Annotated in this window: 16 protein-coding genes; 8 read left to right on the top strand and 8 right to left on the bottom strand. The window is 44.9% G+C overall.

The window, feature by feature from the left end:
* Positions 1 to 10 precede the first annotated feature (10 nt).
* Positions 11 to 493 (top strand): DoxX family protein, encoded by a 483-nt coding sequence (locus DFR44_RS04465; protein WP_246012047.1) that lies wholly within the window; start codon positions 11 to 13, stop codon positions 491 to 493.
* A gap of 25 nt (positions 494 to 518) precedes the next feature.
* Positions 519 to 1,109, top strand: coding sequence for a sigma-70 family RNA polymerase sigma factor (locus tag DFR44_RS04460; RefSeq protein WP_133619511.1), 591 nt, complete (start codon positions 519 to 521; stop codon positions 1,107 to 1,109).
* Between the two features lie 262 nt (positions 1,110 to 1,371).
* On the opposite strand, the gene ppc is transcribed toward DFR44_RS04460, so the two are convergent.
* From ppc to DFR44_RS04445, 3 genes are all read right to left on the bottom strand, one after another.
* A complete protein-coding gene (gene ppc / locus DFR44_RS04455; protein ID WP_133619510.1) occupies positions 1,372 to 4,188 on the bottom strand; it encodes a phosphoenolpyruvate carboxylase in 2,817 nt (938 codons plus the stop codon).
* 378 nt (positions 4,189 to 4,566) lie between these two features.
* A complete protein-coding gene (locus DFR44_RS04450; protein ID WP_133619509.1) occupies positions 4,567 to 5,094 on the bottom strand; it encodes an NADPH-dependent FMN reductase in 528 nt (175 codons plus the stop codon).
* Positions 5,095 to 5,277: 183 nt separating this feature from the next.
* The gene (locus tag DFR44_RS04445) at positions 5,278 to 6,105 is read right to left on the bottom strand and encodes a pirin family protein (RefSeq protein WP_133619508.1); all 828 of its coding nucleotides are present in this window, start codon (positions 6,103 to 6,105) and stop codon (positions 5,278 to 5,280) included.
* A 305-nt stretch (positions 6,106 to 6,410) separates the two neighbouring features.
* Between DFR44_RS04445 and prfB the strand changes: the two genes are divergently transcribed.
* From prfB to DFR44_RS04425, 4 genes are all read left to right on the top strand, one after another.
* Positions 6,411 to 7,515, top strand: a protein-coding gene (gene prfB / locus DFR44_RS04440) for a peptide chain release factor 2 (RefSeq protein WP_133619507.1) whose coding sequence is annotated in 2 segments (ribosomal slippage) — positions 6,411 to 6,491 and positions 6,493 to 7,515 — 1,104 coding nt in all. Because the reading frame shifts where the segments join, the coding sequence is not laid out codon by codon here.
* A 24-nt stretch (positions 7,516 to 7,539) separates the two neighbouring features.
* Positions 7,540 to 7,992 (top strand): Ivy family c-type lysozyme inhibitor, encoded by a 453-nt coding sequence (locus tag DFR44_RS04435; protein WP_133619506.1) that lies wholly within the window; start codon positions 7,540 to 7,542, stop codon positions 7,990 to 7,992.
* A gap of 100 nt (positions 7,993 to 8,092) precedes the next feature.
* A complete protein-coding gene (lysS, locus tag DFR44_RS04430; RefSeq protein WP_133619505.1) occupies positions 8,093 to 9,625 on the top strand; it encodes a lysine--tRNA ligase in 1,533 nt (510 codons plus the stop codon).
* A gap of 98 nt (positions 9,626 to 9,723) precedes the next feature.
* Positions 9,724 to 10,662 (top strand): bifunctional riboflavin kinase/FAD synthetase, encoded by a 939-nt coding sequence (locus tag DFR44_RS04425; protein ID WP_162845158.1) that lies wholly within the window; start codon positions 9,724 to 9,726, stop codon positions 10,660 to 10,662.
* Between the two features lie 39 nt (positions 10,663 to 10,701).
* On the opposite strand, the gene DFR44_RS04420 is transcribed toward DFR44_RS04425, so the two are convergent.
* Positions 10,702 to 11,436 (bottom strand): 2OG-Fe dioxygenase family protein, encoded by a 735-nt coding sequence (locus DFR44_RS04420; protein WP_133619623.1) that lies wholly within the window; start codon positions 11,434 to 11,436, stop codon positions 10,702 to 10,704.
* Positions 11,437 to 11,737: 301 nt separating this feature from the next.
* Between DFR44_RS04420 and DFR44_RS04415 the strand changes: the two genes are divergently transcribed.
* Together DFR44_RS04415 and groL are read left to right on the top strand one after the other, a co-directional pair.
* Complete coding sequence (locus DFR44_RS04415) at positions 11,738 to 12,028, top strand: co-chaperone GroES (protein ID WP_133619503.1); 291 nt, start codon at positions 11,738 to 11,740, stop codon at positions 12,026 to 12,028.
* Between the two features lie 106 nt (positions 12,029 to 12,134).
* A complete protein-coding gene (gene groL, locus DFR44_RS04410) occupies positions 12,135 to 13,778 on the top strand; it encodes a chaperonin GroEL (RefSeq protein ID WP_133619502.1) in 1,644 nt (547 codons plus the stop codon).
* A 218-nt stretch (positions 13,779 to 13,996) separates the two neighbouring features.
* Here the strand turns inward: groL and DFR44_RS04405 are convergent, their stop codons facing one another.
* From DFR44_RS04405 to glcF, 4 genes are all read right to left on the bottom strand, one after another.
* Positions 13,997 to 14,611: an OmpW/AlkL family protein gene (locus DFR44_RS04405; RefSeq protein ID WP_133619501.1), complete on the bottom strand. Its 615-nt coding sequence runs from the start codon at positions 14,609 to 14,611 to the stop codon at positions 13,997 to 13,999.
* A 142-nt stretch (positions 14,612 to 14,753) separates the two neighbouring features.
* On the bottom strand, positions 14,754 to 16,076 hold the full coding sequence (locus DFR44_RS04400; RefSeq protein ID WP_133619500.1) for a cryptochrome/photolyase family protein: 1,323 nt from the start codon (positions 16,074 to 16,076) through the stop codon (positions 14,754 to 14,756).
* 180 nt (positions 16,077 to 16,256) lie between these two features.
* Positions 16,257 to 17,060: a response regulator transcription factor gene (locus DFR44_RS04395; protein ID WP_133619499.1), complete on the bottom strand. Its 804-nt coding sequence runs from the start codon at positions 17,058 to 17,060 to the stop codon at positions 16,257 to 16,259.
* Positions 17,061 to 17,347: 287 nt separating this feature from the next.
* Entirely contained in the window at positions 17,348 to 18,553 is a 1,206-nt protein-coding gene (gene glcF, locus DFR44_RS04390) for a glycolate oxidase subunit GlcF (RefSeq protein WP_133619498.1), read from the bottom strand.
* Positions 18,554 to 18,617 lie beyond the last annotated feature (64 nt).

Genomic DNA, 18,617 nt, shown 5'->3' with positions numbered 1-18,617 from the left:
GAGAATTATCATGTCTATTAAAAACATGGGATTTACATCATTTTTTCAGCCTGTTTGTACTGTATGGGGTAAGGTTTCAACATTACTAAGCGCGGCATCGCCATTGGTGGATTTGGCTGCACGTTTATATGTTGCAAAAGTATTTTTCATGTCAGGTTTAGTCAAAATACGAGACTGGGACAGCACTTTATTTTTATTTCAAGAAGAATACCATGTGCCTTTATTACCCCCTGATTTCGCCGCCTACCTCGCCACGACAGGAGAGCTGGTATTACCAATTTTATTGGTGTTAGGCTTAACCACTCGCTTTGCCGCAACAGGGTTATTTATCCTAAACCTAGTCGCTGTGTTATCGTACTATACGGCATTAAAAGACAGTCCTGCTGCATTACAAGACCACTTAGAATGGGGACTGATTTTGGGGTTGTTAATGACTCAAAAAATTCGCGCACTGACCGCCGATTATTGGCTCAAAAATTGGCTTAAATCTTAATTTTTTTAACATTGGGGACATCTGAATGGATTTGGACAATGAAAAGTTACAACGATGTTTGACTCAGTTACGCCCACGCTTATTTAATTTCGCCAGTTGGCAAATGGGTGACAAGCATGCTGCCGAAGACATCACCCAAGACACTTTACTAGCGGCTTATGAAAACATTGCCAATTGTAATGACACGACTTCGCTCGATAAATGGGTCTTTTCAATTTTAAGAAATAAAATTGTTGATTATTTTCGGAGTGCACACAAAAAACGCAGCATAAATTTTTCAAGTCTGTTTCAAGCAGAAGATGAGAACAATGATTTTTTAGATCATTTTTTTACATCCGATGGCTACTGGGCCAATGAAATTGAGCATGCCAACTGGTCGAACCCTGAAAATTGTTTACAAAACAAGCAATTTTGGGCGGTTTTGGATGCGTGTGTCAACCAACTCCCCAAAAACATGACGCAAGTTTTTACCATGCGGGCTATTTTAGAATTAGAGGCCGAGGAAATTTGTGACATATGTCAATTAACTCAGGCCAATTATTGGAAAATTTTAAGTCGCTCAAGAATTGGACTGCAACAATGCCTAACTTATCGTTGGTTTGGAGAACATAAATGATACGATGCAAAACATTTATCCAATGGGTTGTTACCGAGCAAATAAATCAACTGTCGATTTCCAAACGTGTACAAGCCACAATACACCCTTTGATGTGTTACAAGTGTCGAACTTTTAAACGCAATAACAAAGCGTTGAATCAAATACTGTCGGAATACGATGCCAACAAACCTGATGCAGGTTGAAACATTAAAAAAAGGCTTTGCACAAACAAAGCCTTTTTTAACGTTTGCTCATAAACAAACGAGCACTCTAACCACTTCTAACCACTGTTACGCAAACCCGCTGCCAAGCCATTAATCGCAATGTGGATGCCATTTTGCACCTCCTGTGACTCATCTCCTGCGCGATAGCGTTTGAGCAACTCAACTTGCAAATGATTCAACGGATCTAGGTAAGGCAATCGGTTGCGCAGGCTACGCGCAAGAGTTGGGTTATCCGATAGCAGGACATCTTGACCTGTAATTTGCATGAGTATACGAAACGTGCGTTGCCACTCGGCGATAATCTCTCCAAAAATACGCTCCGACAACACGCTATCCGTCACCATTTCAGCATAACGCGAGGCTATCGCCAAGTCTGTTTTCGACAAAACCATATCAATATTAGAAATCACTGATTTGAAAAATGGCCAATCTCGATACATCGCTTTCAATGTATTTAACCGATTGACATCACCGTCCACCCATTCTGTAAATGCAGAACCAACGCCGTACCAACCTGGCAACATGATGCGTGCTTGCGCCCACGAAAACACCCACGGAATGGCGCGCAAGTCTTCAATGCGAGTGGATGGTTTACGCGCCGAAGGACGTGAGCCGATATTCAATTGGGCAATTTCATTGATGGGCGTGGCGGCACGGAAAAAGTCGGTGAAGCCCTCGGTTTCATACACCAATTTGCGATAGGCTTTAAAACTCAAATCTGACATTTCGCGCATGGCGACCTCAAAATCGCCCCAATCTTTTGCATCCGAAGTGTGCATCGCGCTCGATTCCAAGCCCGCCGCGACTAAGGTTTCTAAATTGCGCAAGCCCAAGTCTGGGTCGCCGTATTTCGCGCCGATGACTTCGCCCTGCTCAGTGAGGCGAATTTTTCCTTGCACACTCCCTGCGGGTTGCGCCAAAATCGCTTCGTAGCTCGGTCCGCCACCGCGACCGACTGAACCGCCACGCCCATGAAAGAACGACATCGACACATTGGCTTGGGCGGCAATTTGTGTCAGGGCTTGCTGCGCTTCATACAACGACCAGTTGGAGGTCAAGAAACCACCGTCTTTATTGCTGTCTGAATAGCCAAGCATGACCTCTTGCGTGCGCCCACGGGCATCGAGCCATTGGTTGACCAAGGGCAACTTAAACCATGCGCGCATGACTTCTGGTGCGGCTTCTAAATCTTCAATGGTTTCAAACAAAGGGACGATGTCAAAGGCGCAAAATCCAGCCGCCCCTCCCGCCGCTAGCCCCGCCTCTTTCATCATCACCGCCACCTCAAGCATGTCCGACACGCTGGTGGCTTTGGAAATAATCGCTTGCTCAATTAAACGGTCGCCGAAACGTTCACGTAGCTCACGGGCTTTGTTAAAAATTGCCGTTTCACCCGTCAGCAACTCGCTTTTTGCCAACCAAGGATTGGTTAAAACACGAGAGCTGTTGAGCTCATTTAATAATAATTCGCAACGTTGGCTTTCGTTAAGTGCGCTGTAATCATCCACAACCTGAGCACCTTTGAGCAATTCAGCGACACATGCTTCATGTACATCGGAATTTTGTCGCAGGTCAATGGTCGCCAAATGAAAGCCGAAGACCTGCACCGCCTCAATCAAGTGATTCAAACGCCCCGCCACCAATGCCGCACTGTTATTGGCCCGCAATGAGGCTTCGATAATGCGCAAATCCACTAAAAAATCATCTGCGTGCCCATACATTGAGGCAGGCACTTGTGATGCGGGCACTGCCACTACACCGCACACATCATGAGCAGTTTGAGCCACTCGACCGTACAGACCAATAATAGCGCGGCGATACGGTTCATTCGCACGATGCGGCGAGGCGTCGCCTGAGCGATCCGCCAATTTTTGCAATTCGGGCGTGACTTGTACAATCGTGGTTGCCAATGGCAACTCACTACCTAACGCATGTAACTCAGCCAGATAGTGTTCAAACACTGCACTGGCTTGTGCATGGGCACAATAGTCGAGCGTTTCAGCGGTCACAAATGGATTGCCATCTCGGTCGCCACCAATCCACATCCCCATACGGATGGGCTGTAAATCTCGAATGTGCTCGCTGCACTCACCTGCGGCAAGAGACAAGGTTCGCGCTATATTTTGGTAGCGGGTCACCAAGGCGGGGATACGTTTTAAAAACGTCACAGGATAGTAACTGATGGCATTGTTAATTTCATCCGTGACTTTCAACTTAGAGGTTCGCAAAATCGAGGTTTGCCATAACGTCTGTACCAGACGGTCAATGTCTTGCGCCCACTCCTGCTCTTGTTCCTCATCCATCGCGCCAAAGTCACGACGCGTCAACAACTCCGCCAAGGCTCGGGTCAAATCCAGCATACTTTTGCGCTGCACCTGCGTCGGGTGCGCGGTTAATACGGGCACAACTGCCACTTGCGTCATGGCATGCAGCGCATCTTTCGCCGACACGCCTTTATTTTGAATATTTAACAATGCACGCGCCAAAGTACCTGTTTGCGGCGCAGCACCTTTTAAACGATAAATACGACGGCGGCGGTTTTGGTGCACATCCTCGGCAATATTCGCCAATTGCGAAAACAAACTAAAAGCACGAATCACGGTCAAAGCGGCAGAATCATCTAAGTTGGCACACATGTCGGTCAAGGCCTTACGCGCCGTTTGTGATGCGTGCGAATCGCTCTCGCTCGACTCACTTTTGCGAAAATGCACCGCAGCTTGGCGGATGCTTTCGGTATTGTCAAAGGCTTGCTGGCTCGCATGCACACGCAAGGCATCGCCTAACAAACGCCCCAATAACCGCGTGTCTTCAATTAAAGGTTGTTGTTTTTCATCGGCTTGCACGGGCAACAGCGGCGTTGCGGGTAAAGTCATGGTGTTCTCCTATGTGTTTCATACACAAAAACACAACCATGTCAGAATGGTTGTGACCCTCTTGCTTAATATTTTGTTTCTTCTTTTTCGTGTAATTTTTTGTAATGATTCGCTTGTAATCGCGAGCACTGCTTTAAAAAATAGGGATACAGCGGTTAGGCTTATTGATGTTTAAACACAGATTTAATGTTTAACTGTCGCTCTTTGACTTTGAATACCCCATGCAGTTTGAAGATGAAGTGTAGCGTGCAATTCAACATAATTCAAGGCGCGAAGTATTTCATCGTTAATTAAAAAAAGCGAGCTTACGCTCGCCTTTGTTTCGCTATGATTTCGCTTTGGTTGAAACGGGTTCAAGCACTCAGCTCCTCGTCATGCTTATGCCTGCAATGCCAGAACGGCCGCTTTCACTTGAGCGACTAATTCAGGGTGGGTCAACACATTTTGCGCCATGTCAAAGTTGTCATAAAACGAAGGCACGGATTGTGTCGCCAAAACCGTTGCACCAAAATAAGGCATTGAGTTTTTGGCCGCTGCCAACACATTACCTGCACCGCCAGGACCTGGGGAGGTGGATAACAACACAACTTTTTTATCTGCATAAACTTTAGGGCTGATACGAGATGCCCAATCAAATACGTTTTTATAGGCCGCTGAATAAGAACCGTTATGTTCTGCAAACGATATCACCAAGCCGTCCGCCGATGAAATTTTATCTAAAAATGACTGTGCCACAGGATGCTGACCTAACTCAGCTTCACGGTCTTGGCTGAATAAAGGCATATCAAAGTCATTCAAATCCAAAATTTCAATATCGGCTGTATCCAGTAAAGAGGTTGCGTACTGAACCAATTTTTTATTAATAGACTGACGACTGCTTGAAGCCGCAAAAGCAATGATTTTCATAATCTTCCTCGTGTGAAAAATTGTTTATTTGTTGATTCGCCAACTAAAGTACGAATCGATAAAAAGCTGCGATAGGATACTGCTACTCGAAAAAATTTGCTCGCCTAACCGAAAAAACCGTTCAAAAACAACAAGAGAAAAACGATTTTAGGTTCTACATCCTTTATCGCTTCACCTCAGGCATTACAAGCGACCATCCTGCTGTAACTGTAAGCCAATTTGGCGAATTTTTTGCTGAGCCACAGCCAAAGACTGAGCATTTGTATGGACCGAACTGCGCCCCAAAACCAAATCAGCCGCATGAGGCACGGCGCTGCCAAACATCACTTTAGCCCCCGATTCGCTGGTGATTTGAATGTCGCCGTTGGCGTCATCAAAGATAACCAACTGCTTTAAGCAAGATTGTCCATTCACCAGGGCATCGCCCTCATACACAAAAGCCCATGCAATGCTATGTTCTGCAGGCGTTTGATGCTGCCATGACGTGTTCGCCGACAACTCTATGGCAAAATAATCCATGTCTTGATGGGATTGAATGGGACTGCTCAAACCCTGCCAATGCCCTAAAAGCACTTTAGTCAACACCCCATTCGATTTGTGTTGGGGCACATCCTCTGGCGCTACATATTGCCCAACAGCAGGACCATCCTCGACCCCCGCAGGCATTGCCACCCACAATTGAAATCCAGTGACAAAGCCTGTGCCCAGCAATTGACCTTGATGCCAAGCGCCTCCGCCTGCATTCATCCACTCTAAACCACCTGCTTTCAAAATGCCGTTTTGTCCAGTGGTGTCTTCGTAACGCACATCACTGCCAGGCTGATACGTCAAAGTGGCGATACCTGAATGTGGATGCATGCCAAATCCGAAACCTGGTTCAACTTCGGCATTAAAAAAGTCTAAAAAGATAAAAGGCTTTAAATCCTGCCCCAAACCTTGTGGCCCAATTAAATTAACAATTGGACCATGACTGGCGGGTAAAGCTTTGAAGCTTAGAATGCTGCGTTCCATCGTTATTCACTCCTCACAAATTGATATTTTATTTGCATCTTTGATATAAACAACATCTTATATTGTTTCAAAAAATGAACAAAGACCAAAAACTAAATTCACTTTTGTTTTAATGGAATAATCACATGCCAGCTAAATACCATTGACCACGGACTCGCTCGATTGCCTTGGCTCGCCCAAAAATGCACCTCACAACAGCCTCTACTTATCTACACAGACGAAAAATCAAAACATCACAATTGGCATTTTGTGCAGTTTCAGCCTATAATCGCAGTCTTTACATTATTGATTAATTTGAGTTTTTCATGGAAATTGAACGCATCAACGCCATTGGCAACCAACTGAATGACCTTCGTGAGCGCATCGAAGCGCTATGGGGGTATCTTTGACTACGATACCAAAGCAGACCGCTTAATCGTTGTCAATGCTGAGCTAGAAGACCCAAATGTTTGGAACGACTCCAAGCGTGCTCAAGAATTAGGCAAAGAAAAAAAGTCTCTCGACAACACGGTTGACTTGTTAAATCATCTAAAATCACATCAAGCGGACACTGCCGAATTGTTTGAAATGGCAAAAGATGAAGACGATGTCGCCACCATCGCAGCTTTAGAGAGCGATGTGCACTCGCTGGAAGAGGAATTGGGCAAAGCTGAGTTTCGCCGTATGTTCTCAAACCCAATGGATTCAGCCAGTTGCTTTTTGGACATCCAAGCAGGGGCAGGCGGTACGGAGGCATGCGACTGGGCTTCGATGTTGTTACGCCAATACGTGCGCTATTGCGAACGCAAAGACTTTAAAGTCGAAATTTTGGAAGAATCAGCTGGCGATGTTGCAGGCATTAAGTCCGCCAGTTTGAAGGTCGATGGTGAATATGCGTACGGCATGTTGCGCACAGAAACAGGCGTTCATCGCTTGGTGCGCAAATCACCATTTGACTCGAACAATGGTCGCCACACGTCTTTTGCCAGTATTTTTGTGTATCCAGAAGTCGATGATTCGATTGAAATTGAAGTCAACCCAGCAGATTTACGGGTTGACACTTACCGCGCCTCTGGTGCAGGTGGGCAGCACATCAATAAAACCGACTCAGCGGTGCGTTTAACCCATATGCCTACAGGCATTGTGGTGCAGTGCCAAAATGACCGTTCGCAACACCGCAATCGCGCCGAAGCGATGCAAATGTTAAAGTCAAAGCTATACGAACTGGAACTGCGCAAGCGTCAAGGCGAGCAAGATAAGCTAGAAGCCTCGAAAAGCGATGTGGGTTGGGGACATCAAATCCGCTCGTATGTATTGGATCAGTCACGCATCAAAGACTTGCGCACCAATGTTGAAATTTCAAACACCACTAAAGTACTCGATGGCGACCTAGACGCTTTCATTGAAGCGAGCCTTAAACAAGGTGTTTAATCCTTATTAACAGAAAGATTGACGATGAAACGTGCTCATACAATTATTGCAACAGCCATAAGCATCAGTGCTTTGCTTGCCGCGCCTATGGCTCATGCTTTACAAATCACCAATTTTGACAAATTAACGCGCAAACAAATTGAACAGTCTTACTATTTCGACTGGAATCGTAACTCAACTTTTCGCGCCTCAATTATTAAAGCCTTTTCTGCTTCTGGGATTTCCATTCCAACTTGGCTACATCGCGGCGGCGGTCCTTCTGCCCCTTCTCAAGTGATTGACAGTGGCTCGACGCACTTTGTCTTACTCAACACGTGCAAACAACATGAATGCAGTGAAAATAACGTATATGTCTTATTTGACCCTGCGACAAAGGCCACTGCATTGGCAGGTAAATTAGACGACAAGCCTGTTTGGATTGGGGTAAAAAACCCTACCGTTAAACAAATTTTAAGCAACGCCAGCGGCTTGCGCTAAATTATTTTATTTTGCCGATTCAATCTAAAGTCCCTCATGTCGTTATTGATAAACGCTGGTTCGACATCGGCGTTTATTTTTATTTTTTCTAAAGCCAATCATGAACGCTCACACAACCCCAGACTCAAATACCCAAATCCACGATGAAAACACCATCATGGCAGAACGTCGTCATAAATTATCAGCATTGCGCGAACGCGGCAACGCCTATCCAAACGACTTCAGCCCCAGCCATCGTGCGGGCGACTTACAAGCGCAATACCAAGATACCGATAAAGCAGCACTTGAGGTCGCTCATGTGACCGTGTCGATTGCAGGCCGCATGATGCTCAAACGCGTGATGGGTAAAGCCAGCTTTGCGACGGTACAAGATGCAACGGGGCAAATTCAGTTTTACATCAACGACGAGGGCGTCGGCGCAGACGCTCATGAAGCTTTTAAACATTGGGACATGGGCGACATCGTGGCGGCTGAAGGCGTGCTGTTCAAAACCAATAAGGGCGAGCTGTCTTTGCGTTGCCAAACATTGCGATTATTAAGCAAATCATTGCGCCCTTTACCAGATAAATTTCACGGTTTAGCGGATCAAGAAATGAAGTACCGTCAACGCTACGTTGACCTCATCGTCACGCCCGAAACGCGCGAGACGTTTATCAAGCGAACCAAAGCCATGAACGCGATGCGTGCATTTATGGTTGAAAACAACTTCATGGAAGTCGAAACCCCGATGCTCCACGCCATCCCTGGGGGCGCGTCGGCTAAACCTTTCAAAACCCATCACAATGCGCTGGACATGGAGATGTTCCTGCGCATCGCCCCTGAGTTGTACCTCAAACGCTTGATTGTTGGCGGCTTTGAGCGCGTGTTTGAAGTCAACCGCAACTTCCGCAATGAAGGTGTGTCGGTGCGTCACAACCCAGAATTTACCATGATGGAGTTCTACGCGGCGTACACCGATTACCAATGGATTATGGATTACACCGAGCAAATTTTGCGCGAAGTCGCCATCCGTGCCACAGGCAGCGCGACCTTGACCTATCAAGGCAAAGAAGTCGACTTATCAAAACCATTTGACCGCTTAACCATCGTGCAAGCCATCGAAAAATACGCGCCCGATTACATCGGCAGCGACTTTAACGATGAAACCTTTTTGCGCAACGAGTTGAAGAAAAAAGGCGCTGACATCAACGCCCCTCAAATCAAAAACGCAGGCGTGGGCGCGTTGCAATTGGCCTTGTTTGAAGAAGTGGCGGAGCATTTGCTGTGGAACCCGACTTTCATCATTGATTACCCCATTGAAGTTTCACCGCTGGCCCGCGCCTCCGATGCTGTCGAAGGCATCACTGAACGCTTTGAATTGTTTATGACGGGACGCGAATACGCCAACGGCTTCTCTGAGTTGAACGACCCCGAAGACCAAGCCGCTCGCTTCATGGCGCAAGTCGCAGCCAAAGATGCAGGGGATGACGAAGCCATGTATTACGACGCCGACTACATTCGCGCACTTGAATACGGCATGCCTCCAACAGGCGGCTGCGGCATCGGTATTGACCGCTTCATGATGTTATTAACCGACAGTCCTAATATTCGTGACGTTCTGTTGTTTCCGCATTTGCGTAAAGAAGAGTTCTAAAAATAATACGGGAAAAATCAAAAATTTCCCGTATTTTTATGGCATGCCTGCCTAGTACTTATGAGCGAAGCAAACATTTCTCTTCATGTAAAAAATTGATGCACATCCAACACTTGATTTGTCACCCTGCACACACGCAGAGCCAAGCCAGCCGCGCCGTCACAATCGGTAACTTTGACGGCGTGCATCGCGGTCATGCGGCTATTTTTGATGCGCTGACAAAACACGCCTCAGCACATCAAATGGTACCAACCGTCGTCACTTTTGACCCGAACCCCAAGACTTTTTTTGCGGCGCAACGCGGTCAACCTGTACCAACACGTATTTCACCCTTGCGCAACAAACTGGAGCTTTTTAAACAACATGGCATCGCTGATGTGGTGATTTTACCTTTCAATCAACAACTGGCGAACATGGATGCACACGATTTCGTCAATCACATTTTGGTTAAAGCGCTCAACACTCAACATCTATTGATTGGCGATGATTTTCGTTTCGGTGCGGCTCGGAAGGGAGACTTTGCTTTACTTCAAAAGCTAAGCTCAACTTATGGTTACACCTTGGCCTCACAACATGCCTTTACGCAGGCGAGCGAACGAATCTCGAGTACCGCTGTACGTCAAGCCATTGCGGCAGGCGATATGGCTCTGGCAAAAATTTTATTGGGTCATGATTACGTACTGAGTGGACACATTATTTACGGTCAACAGTTGGGTCGCACCATCGGCGTGCCGACCATCAACTTGAAAATGCCCGACAATCTTGCGGCGCAAGGTATTTTTGCGGTCACTGTCGAACTGAGCGGGCAGACACACCAAGGCGTTGCCAGCATTGGCACACGCCCCTCGGTCAAGACCAATGGGCAATGTTGGTGTGAGGTTCATCTATTTGATTTTAATGAGAATGTATATGGTCAAATCGCCAAGGTGACATTGCATCACAAAATTCGAGACGAAGAAAAATTTAACGGCATGGATGCTTTGATGAATGCAATCAATCACGACATCCAACTGGCACGCGCGTTCTTTAATAATTAAGTCCATACGAAAAAATAAAAACCTACTTTTTCGTGTTTTTTAGTCAAAATCTTGTTGAAAGCCACCTCGCCTGAACGTCAATACTAAAGTATCGCGGTAACCCCCATCGTGTTCAATTGGCAAAATTGGGGTGGATTCATGAATGACTTTTTCGTCATCTAAAAACAATAAACTCCATGCGTCAGTCAAAGTAAAACGCTGCCCAAAAGAGCCGTTTGCTTCAAATACTCGCGTTTCTCCACCTTTAATACCTTTTCGCTCAACCAGTAAAACGGCGACAAAATCAACGCCATCACGATGTGCGCCCTCGGGTGTCGGGCGACCGATGCCATCGGTCGTATCAATCCTGAACTGGTGGGCTTCGATATACCAGGTTTGCTCACCTTTTAAAGCCGAACAATATTGCGCCAAAGCCTGCAGCAAGTTTTGCCACGCAGCAGTCGCAACCACAGTGGGCTGTATGGGTTCAAACAAACGCACCATGCCACCATGCAAAGCATTGTATGACAACGGCTGCCAATGCGGACGGTGCGTGACTTGCCTAAGACGACCATTCTCGACAATAAAAGAGGAATGGCGACGCCTGCGATAACGCCCACCATCTTTCAAATAGTTATCAGGTGGCAAATCATGCCAACTCTCGACGAGGGGTTGCAAATCAGCCTGCGCCATCGTACAGACATCCGCAGCACTCAAAACAGCATAACCTTGTTTTTGTACGGAAGAAACAAAGTGGTCAACAGCAACAACGGTCGGGGAAATAAGGTCGGACATGATGAGAGCACAAATGGAAAAATTCAAAGTGGCATTGTACGCATACCACTTCAACATGCGCAAATTGGTCTGAAAAACACCTTACAAAACTTAAATAAAATAGTACCACTTTAAATTTACCTCAAATGAAAACTAAAAAGAAACTTTTCCCCCTTGAAATATACAAACATTGCCATCATAATTAGCAGTCTATGGGGTAGACTGCTAAAATCATGCAAAGCACACGCACATTGCTGATTAGCCATATCCCAAGTTATTGATTTTAAAAATTTTTGTATTTAACCTTTTTAAGGAGTTATTCATGAACATTCGTCCTTTGCACGATCGTGTGATTGTTAAACGCGTTGATGCTGAGCGCACTACAGCTTCTGGCATCGTTATTCCAGAAAGCGCCACTGAAAAACCCGATCAAGGTGAAGTCATTGCTGTAGGTCCAGGCAAGCGTAACGATCAAGGCGTACAACAAGCCCTCGACGTTAAAGTCGGCGATCGCGTATTGTTTGGTAAATACGCAGGTCAAACCGTTAAAATTAACGGTGATGAAGTACTCGTGATGCGCGAAGAAGACATCATGGGCGTGATTCAAAAATAATTAAAAAATAAATTTGAACTGAATTTATTTTTTTAACCTGCTGTGTTTGTGCCAGAGCCTGCCTCTCGCAAACAATAGTGAAATAGTTATACTTTAGGAGTAAGAAATGCCAGCAAAACAAGTGTTATTCGGCGACAGCGCTCGCGCAAAAATGGTTGAAGGCGTTAACGTATTAGCCGATGCCGTTAAAGTTACCTTAGGCCCTAAAGGCCGCAATGTGGTATTGGAACGCAGCTTTGGCGGCCCAACTGTGACTAAAGACGGTGTATCTGTGGCCAAAGAAGTGGAATTAAAAGACAAATTCCAAAACATGGGCGCGCAAATGGTTAAAGAGGTGGCTTCACGCACATCTGACAATGCAGGTGACGGCACGACAACCGCAACAGTATTGGCACAATCAGTGGTTCGCGAAGGCATGAAATACGTGGCCGCAGGCATGAACCCAATGGATTTGAAGCGCGGCATCGACAAAGCGACCATCGCCGCCATCGAAGAATTGAAAAAAATCTCTCAACCAACGACTTCAAATAAAGAAATCGCCCAAGTCGGTACAATTTCTGCCAACTCTGACGACTCTATTGGCAACATCATTGCTGAAGCGATGGATAAAGTCGGTAAAGAAGGCGTGATTACGGTTGAAGACGGCAAGTCATTGCAAAATGAACTCGACGTGGTTGAAGGTATGCAATTTGACCGTGGCTACTTGTCACCTTACTTCATCAACAACGCTGAGAAACAAGTTGTTGAAATGGACAGCCCATTCGTTCTGTTGTACGACAAAAAAATCTCTAACATCCGTGATTTACTGCCTACTTTGGAACAAGTGGCTAAATCAGGTCGTCCATTGTTAATCGTTGCTGAAGACGTTGATGGCGAAGCCTTAGCGACTTTAGTCGTAAACAACATCCGTGGCATTTTGAAAACTGCAGCAGTTAAAGCCCCAGGCTTTGGCGACCGTCGCAAAGCCATGCTCGAAGACATCGCTATTTTGACAGGTGGCACGGTCATCGCTGAAGAAACAGGTTTGACTTTGGAACAAGTGACATTGGAACACTTGGGTCAAGCCAAACGCGTTGAAATCGGCAAAGAAAACACCATCATCATCGACGGCGCAGGCCAAACCGCCAATATCGAAGCCCGCGTTAAACAAATCCGCGCTCAAATCGAAGAATCAACGTCTGACTATGACCGCGAAAAATTGCAAGAACGCGTTGCCAAATTAGCAGGCGGTGTAGCCGTCATCAAAGTTGGTGCAGCCACCGAAGTTGAAATGAAAGAGAAAAAAGCCCGTGTTGAAGACGCGTTGCATGCGACTCGTGCTGCAGTTGAAGAAGGCATCGTGCCAGGCGGCGGCGTCGCCCTCCTCCGCGCACGCGCAGCCATCAGCGGCCTGACGGGTAGCAATGCAGACCAAAATGCAGGCATCCAAATCGTTTTGCGTGCCATGGAAGAACCATTGCGCCAAATCGTACAAAACGCAGGTGAAGAAGCTTCTGTCGTTGTAAACCGAGTGATTGCAGAAAAAGGTAACTTTGGTTACAACGCTTCAACCAGCGAATATGGCGATATGGTTGCCATGGGCGTTCTCGACCCAACTAAAGTCACCCGCACTGCATTGCAAAATGCCGCATCAGTTGCAGGCTTGATTTTGACAACAGACTGCATGATTGCTGAAATCCCTGAAGAAAAACCTGCGATGCCTGATATGGGTGGCATGGGCGGTATGGGTGGTATGGGCGGCATGATGTAAGACATCCCTGACTGACAAGGCTCAAACCAATAAAAAATATAAATTGAGCAGTCAATCAAATAAACAAAACCCCAGCGACGGCTGGGGTTTTGTTTATTAAGAATGATGTCAATATTTCGCACAAGCCCTATCAATTAAAACGTAAAAAACTCCCAATTTTATAAAAGAGACCAATTTTAAGCCCACAAACAGAACAAGCTTGGGGGCAGCACGCGAAATCAATTCAGTGAAAACCGCCGTCCAATCCCGATGCCAAACACCCAAGGGTTCGCTTTTAAGGTACCGAGGCTTTTCGAGCCAATATGCGCATCTGTTGATATGGTTAAGTACTTCACGTCTGCATTAAAAAAATATTTATCATTAATCATCACGTCCGTACCCACCTGCAAAGCCAGACCAACCCCTTGCTTGTCTATGCCAATTGATTTGCCATGCAAATTAAGGTCGTTGTTATGAAAATACGTGTAGTTTAAGCCTGCTCCCACATAAGGACGAATTTTTTTATCAGGACTGAAATGATATTGCAATGTCAATGTCGGCGGCGCAGCGCCCACACTGCCAAGATTGCCAAGGTCTGTTTTTAGTTCAACTCGTGTTAGCCCTAGACTTAATTCTGCCCCTATATTTTTGGTCATCATATACGTCACATCCAGCTCTGGCATGGGGTCGGAATCCAAGGAAGTATTGGTTCGTGGCAATAAACCATTATCACCTCTCGAGGAATGCAAGAGTGAGAGACGACCGCGCACAATCAAATCACCTGCGTCAGCAAAAACCACGCCCGCCCACAAGCAATTAACGACCACAATAGATTTTATCAATACCTTTTTCATACACTCCCTTTTCAGTTGGCCAAAATTTAAAAAACGTCACCCAATGCGCTCACTTATTAATAATTATAAATTTATATTTATAAAAGACACATTCTAACAACATAAATCTTGAGAAAGCAAACGAAAACGGCAAAAAAATAATTTACACATTATTTTTCAGTGCTTGTGCGTAAGTCTGTAAACACCTCTCTCGAGCCATACCGTGTTCAACCATTGGCTCAGGATAATCCTTCGTCCCGAACTCAGGCAACCAACGGCGTACATAGTCGCCATTTGGATCAAATTTTTTCATTTGTAAGGTTGGATTAAAAACCCGAAAATAAGGGGCCGCATCACAGCCGCAACCCGCGGCCCACTGCCAACCGCCATTGTTAGCGGCTAAATCATAGTCTAATAATTTTTGTGCAAAATAACGTTCGCCCCAACGCCAATCAATCAGTAAATGTTTAGTCAAAAATGAGGCAACAACCATACGGACGCGGTTGTGCATAAAACCCGTTTCATTAAGCTCACGCATTCCCGCATCAACCAAGGGATAACCCGTCTGCCCTGCACACCACTTTGAAAAATCAGATGACTGATTACGCCAGACAATTTGGTCGTAGATGGGTTTAAACGATTGGTTCACAAGTTGCGGGTGATGCCACAAAATCATCTGATAAAAATCCCGCCAAATCAATTCATTAAGAAATACTGAACTGCGTACCTGTGCATACGAGGCAACTTGCCGAATACTGACCGTGCCGAATCGCAAATGAACACCAAGCCTTGATGTGGCGGATAAAGCGGGATAATCACGTTGCTCTGCATAAACATCCAATACACCTAAATCCAGCATCTTGGTTGGAAAAGTCACGTTCATCGGTTCAAATTGCAATTGCTGCAAAGTCGGAATGGGTCGCTCTGCTTGGCGATGAACTGCCTCTATATACGAAATTGTTGGATATGAGCGTAAATAAAAGTCGTTAAGCAAGGACAACCATTTTTTTGAATACGGCGTAAAAACAGTATATGGCTGACCATCCGCCTTCATCACTTCATTTTTTTCAAAAACGACATGGTCCTTAAAAGCACGAAATGCAACGCCTTGAGTACCCAGATAATCATAAATTAATTTATCGCGTGCACGTGCATCAGGCTCATAATCTCGATTGGCATACACGGCTTGCACGTCATATTCATCCATCAACGCTTTAAAAACAGCCAAAGGCTCCCCATGACGCACATCTAACGTTGAACCAAACGAAACCAACTCTTTTTGTAACCGCTCAATGGCTTGATGGATAAAAACCACTCGCTTATCTGCCCTGCTCGTTAAGGCATCTAAAATTGTGGTGTCAAAAATAAATAAAGGCTGCACGCTCAGACCCGATGCCGACGCATTTTTTAAGGCTTGATATAACCCCCCGTTATCATCAAGACGTAAATCGCGTCGAAACCAAAACAAAATAACGGGTGTTTTCATGGTGGGTTGCTTAAAATTTATAAATAATGCTAAAAAACAGGCTCGTTCTTATAACGCAACGTAATAAATCTAATTTGTATAACTTTATTATAATGAATACATATATCAGTTAGTTGCTTAAATGACTAAATCAGGCATCAAAAAAGGGGCTACTGCCCCCTTTTTATACCTTATGCTTTATCACTCGATTTTTCTAATGGGTCGAGGGCCAGCCACATCCAAACGATAGCCGAAACCATAGACCGTTCTTAAAACAAAACCATTTTCAACGGTCAAATTCAACAAGTGTCGTAAACGATAGATATGGGTATCCAACGTTCGACTGCTCAAGTTATTACTTTTTTGCCAAACTTCAGAAAATATAAGCTCACGTGAAACGGGCTTACCTAAATTGCGGAAAAACAGCAAAGCTAAACTAAACTCTCGTTCAGTCAACTCAATTACCTGTCCTTTACAAGTGACTGTTTGTTCAAACGAATTGAATTCGTAATTACTGATTTTGATGATGCCACTGCCTTCTCTGGCCTCTAATCGAGGGGTAGCAACTGGCAACTCATTTTCTTTTTTAATCGCCAAACGAGAAATGATTTTATTCGCTCGAATCAATCGCTGTACACGTGCACCCAGCTCGCGCGGTCGAAATGGGGCCGTCAAATAATCATCTGCACCCGCATTAAAACAAGCCAACATATCACTCTCTGCGTGTAATTTCGAAATAACAACAACCGAAGTATATGCACGATTTTGTTGAGAGTCGTATTGGCGTATCGATTGCAAAATCATATTGATGTTAATCACATCCACTGAACTGCCGATAACAACACAATCAAAATACTCTGTTTTTAGATTACTCAATAAATTGATACTGTCCGTGAACTCTCTGCACTCAACGATTTCATTCCAAAATATTTTTTCTTTATCAAATAATGAATGTTCGATGCTTTGGAGCGAGGTCATGCTATTTTCTAGAATTGCAATTTTCATATTATCTGCCGCTACGGCCCTTAAAAGCTTATAAATAAAGTTAGTTGTTGAATTGTTTTGTAACTCTACAGTTAACAATTACGGGTAAACCACATTTCATTCTATCTTTTTGCATGCTGTATAAAACGCATATGATTATAAATCTCATAAGAATACAAAACAATAGATTTTTTAATGACAAACTGACTTTAAAAGGCTTGATAAGACTGGCGTGAGGCAAGATTTACCAAAAGTAGATAAAAACACCATCCCTTTGGTAGGGCTATTGAAAATAATATACATGTCTTTTAATAAACATCTCCCGACCAAACGGCATCCACCCATTCTATCCAGTGCATTACTTTTTTATTTGTTGCACTCGCTATGTGTTGGATACAGCCAATATTGGCACTTAAAATAAATGAAGCATTTTCTTGTTTTAAATCACGCATCTTATTATTAAGTAGTTGAGTAGAGATGCTTGCTTGAGTAATGGCATAAGTCCCAGCGGAGCCACAACACAGATGTGTATTTAGGCTTGGCGTTAAGTGCATGCCAAGATTTATAAATTGCTTTTCTAAACGACCTTTGAGTCTTTGACCATGCTGCAATGTACAGGACTCATGATAAGCTACCGTTTTCATACTTTCAGGTAACTGATCAATGCAGGTTTTAAGTGTCTGAAAGATTGCTGGATTACCCTCAAGCAATAAGGCAACAATTTCAGAGACATCTCTTACTGCCGCGCTGATTCGTTGGGCTCTGTTTGCCCAAAGCTCATCATGGCGTAAAGCAAAAGCATACTCTTTCAATTGCAATCCACAAGCGGATGCATTAGAGACAATGAGTGCCTGTGGATGACGGGCAATGAGCGAGCTCCAAGCACCAATGTTATGACGCGCCTTCTCTAAAGCACCATCCATGTCATCAGCATGAGCAGACACTGCACCACAACACCCATCTTGCGCAATCAATACATTAACACCCCACGCTTGCAATAAGCGTCGGGTTGCATGGTTGATATTCGGTGACAATGAATTTTGAACGCATCCTTGATGCAAAATAACAGTCATCTGCGTAGATTCCATCTGTGTAACTACTAAAGACCTGGATTTTTTCAGTGCTGCAGGTTTTAGCTTTTTGGAATAATACCTAGGCAAACAGCCCCTACTCGACTGACCGACAAGCCATAACACTTGAAACATTTTGGGTCGACTAAGTATTTGTCGCATAACAGTCAATTTAAACCGACCTAGGCGCGAACGCACAGCTTTTTGTTTTAGGAATGTTCGCCCCCATTCCAAAATATGCCCATATTGCACACCTGATGGACAAGCGGTTTCACAAGCTCGACAAGTCAAACAACGGTCAAGATGCAATTGAACAGACGCTTCATCAGCTTGTCCTTCTAATAAATTTTTAATTTGATAAATACGTCCACGAGGGCTATCAAGCTCATCGCCCAAAATACCATACGTCGGGCGGTAATCATCCCAAACATAACAGCATTTCAAAGTGGAATTAAAAACCCCAGTTTTAGTAAAGCAATCAAATCTGTCAAGGGCGGCGTATCCGGCG

Source organism: Hydromonas duriensis (assembly GCF_004363775.1).
In the GTDB taxonomy this organism is placed as follows: Bacteria; Pseudomonadota; Gammaproteobacteria; order Burkholderiales; family Burkholderiaceae; genus Hydromonas; species Hydromonas duriensis.
This window is presented reverse-complemented; position numbering and strand designations above follow the sequence as displayed.

Coding starts and splice junctions, on each gene's coding strand:
- DFR44_RS04465 (WP_246012047.1), top strand. CDS start 11: ATGTCTATTAAAAACATGGGATTTACATCATTTTTTCAGCCTGTTTGT.
- DFR44_RS04460 (WP_133619511.1), top strand. CDS start 519: ATGGATTTGGACAATGAAAAGTTACAACGATGTTTGACTCAGTTACGC.
- ppc (WP_133619510.1), bottom strand. CDS start 4,188: ATGACTTTACCCGCAACGCCGCTGTTGCCCGTGCAAGCCGATGAAAAA.
- DFR44_RS04450 (WP_133619509.1), bottom strand. CDS start 5,094: ATGAAAATCATTGCTTTTGCGGCTTCAAGCAGTCGTCAGTCTATTAAT.
- DFR44_RS04445 (WP_133619508.1), bottom strand. CDS start 6,105: ATGGAACGCAGCATTCTAAGCTTCAAAGCTTTACCCGCCAGTCATGGT.
- DFR44_RS04435 (WP_133619506.1), top strand. CDS start 7,540: ATGAAACGTGCTCATACAATTATTGCAACAGCCATAAGCATCAGTGCT.
- lysS (WP_133619505.1), top strand. CDS start 8,093: ATGAACGCTCACACAACCCCAGACTCAAATACCCAAATCCACGATGAA.
- DFR44_RS04425 (WP_162845158.1), top strand. CDS start 9,724: ATGCACATCCAACACTTGATTTGTCACCCTGCACACACGCAGAGCCAA.
- DFR44_RS04420 (WP_133619623.1), bottom strand. CDS start 11,436: ATGTCCGACCTTATTTCCCCGACCGTTGTTGCTGTTGACCACTTTGTT.
- DFR44_RS04415 (WP_133619503.1), top strand. CDS start 11,738: ATGAACATTCGTCCTTTGCACGATCGTGTGATTGTTAAACGCGTTGAT.
- groL (WP_133619502.1), top strand. CDS start 12,135: ATGCCAGCAAAACAAGTGTTATTCGGCGACAGCGCTCGCGCAAAAATG.
- DFR44_RS04405 (WP_133619501.1), bottom strand. CDS start 14,611: ATGAAAAAGGTATTGATAAAATCTATTGTGGTCGTTAATTGCTTGTGG.
- DFR44_RS04400 (WP_133619500.1), bottom strand. CDS start 16,076: ATGAAAACACCCGTTATTTTGTTTTGGTTTCGACGCGATTTACGTCTT.
- DFR44_RS04395 (WP_133619499.1), bottom strand. CDS start 17,060: ATGAAAATTGCAATTCTAGAAAATAGCATGACCTCGCTCCAAAGCATC.